General features: G+C 61.7%; 2 protein-coding genes. One reads left to right on the top strand and one right to left on the bottom strand.

The features are described from left to right. Window positions 1-16 precede the first annotated feature (16 nt). A complete protein-coding gene (locus Y887_RS17320) occupies window positions 17-307 on the top strand; it encodes a DUF7684 family protein (RefSeq protein ID WP_046965531.1) in 291 nt (96 codons plus the stop codon). A 203-nt stretch (window positions 308-510) separates the two neighbouring features. Here Y887_RS17320 and Y887_RS17315 read toward each other — a convergent pair whose 3' ends face one another. After that, on the bottom strand, window positions 511-1,206 hold the full coding sequence (locus Y887_RS17315) for a hypothetical protein (RefSeq protein ID WP_084726094.1): 696 nt from the start codon (window positions 1,204-1,206) through the stop codon (window positions 511-513). Window positions 1,207-1,569 lie beyond the last annotated feature (363 nt).

Raw genomic sequence — 1,569 nt, 5'->3', positions numbered from 1 at the left:
CCTGGCCTGAAGCGCAATGCGGAATCCGCGCAAGATCGTCCTGCATTCACTGCACGGCGAACGGCCAGGGCTAGCCGCTCTGGTCGCCGACTGGATCGCTGAAGGTGTCAACTACGTCGGTGTGGTCGGCGTCGATGCCGACCGCATCGAGGACCTGATCGATGACGTGTGCGTGGGAGATGGTTCGGCACCGTACTTCATGCTCACAGCGGCGCATGGCCCGGACGAGTCTCTGGAGGATGCTGTGTCCTTGGCGCAGTTACTGTCCGATGAGTTGGCAGGCCCGGTTCGTGTGATTGAGTTCTAGCCGTTCGAACATGCTGGCGCCAACGCGTCATGCAACTCCTGCTTCAAAGGCGCAGCAGGGCCATGACACAGCGACTCGAAGGACCTGGCGTGCGTCAGGACCATGGCACTGGTCGGTATTGAAATGCAAAACGGCCGATGGAGTTCCGTCGGCCGTTTTGCAGTTCAATTGCGCGTTCTGGTCTGCGATCTGTGCGCAATGCTTCAGGCGTTGGCCACCAGCCGTGGCGCGCCATCGAAACGGTCCAGATCACGCAGCAATTCGGTGTAGCGGCGCAAGCGCCCCATCTCGCGCATGTTGACGATGTCCTCGTGGCGCAGCTCGCGCTTGGAGGTCACCTCCTGCTTGTAGCGCAACACTTCCGGGTAGCGGCGCGTCATGTCCAGTGCGTCGGCAACGCACTCGACCGAATCGGCATCCGGCGTCACCCGCGCTCGGCTGTTGAAGGCGCGCAACCACCGCTCGAAACCGGCGCTGTGGTCGAACAGATCGGCGATGTACCACATGACGAACAGGATCGATGCCCACGAAGTGAAGATGATCACCACGCGGCTGAAGGTCAGGTGGTAATCGTTCTGCCACAGCTGGTGGGTGATCACGCCCAGCAGCACCAGCGAAATCGCCTGCCAGCCGATGATCGAGGCGATCACCCATTGTTTCTTGGCCACCTTGAGCAGATCGAGCTCTTCGTCGAGCTGGGCGTCGGTCTTGTCGCGCCAATAGACGACCTGTTCGTCGAAGGAGCGCCGATGGAGTGCGTTGTCCTGCAATAGCAGGCCTAAACCCTGGAACAAAGCGATCATGACAAGCTCCTGACGGATGGCTGGTACGAACGACTTGCTGCACCGGCGGTAGCCGGGCCCTGGAGCGACCGACGCGCCGTGCGATGCATGGCCGATATCGGACGACTCTAGTTCTAGCACTTTCGCCGTGCATGGCAATGCCTGATGCGAACCTGTCGCCGCGCAAAGGTGCGCAACCGTGCACAAAACGCTGAATTCAGCTGGTTTGGGCGCGATGGCGCCAGAATGTGCGTGCCTTGCGTGGCCACTCTTGTTGCACTGCACACCTGGGAGTGCGGCGGTCACGTGCGCGGCCGACGGGAGTGGACTACGGTCTGGACCTCGCCGTGTGCGCGGATGGGAGCGGCCACCAAAGCGCCGGCACTGCCGCCGGGCGGATGCCTCCGGTCTGCGCAACCGGTCGTGCGATGCCTGTGTTGGCATCCTTCGGCGTCACTTACTTAGAGTGGCTAACAAAAC

This window comes from Xanthomonas pisi DSM 18956 (assembly GCF_001010415.1).
In the GTDB taxonomy this organism is placed as follows: domain Bacteria; phylum Pseudomonadota; class Gammaproteobacteria; order Xanthomonadales; family Xanthomonadaceae; genus Xanthomonas; species Xanthomonas pisi.
The sequence above is the reverse complement of the archived record's forward strand: the minus strand, read 5'-3'. Positions and strand labels throughout refer to the sequence as shown.

Coding starts and splice junctions, on each gene's coding strand:
- Y887_RS17320 (WP_046965531.1), top strand. CDS start 17: ATGCGGAATCCGCGCAAGATCGTCCTGCATTCACTGCACGGCGAACGG.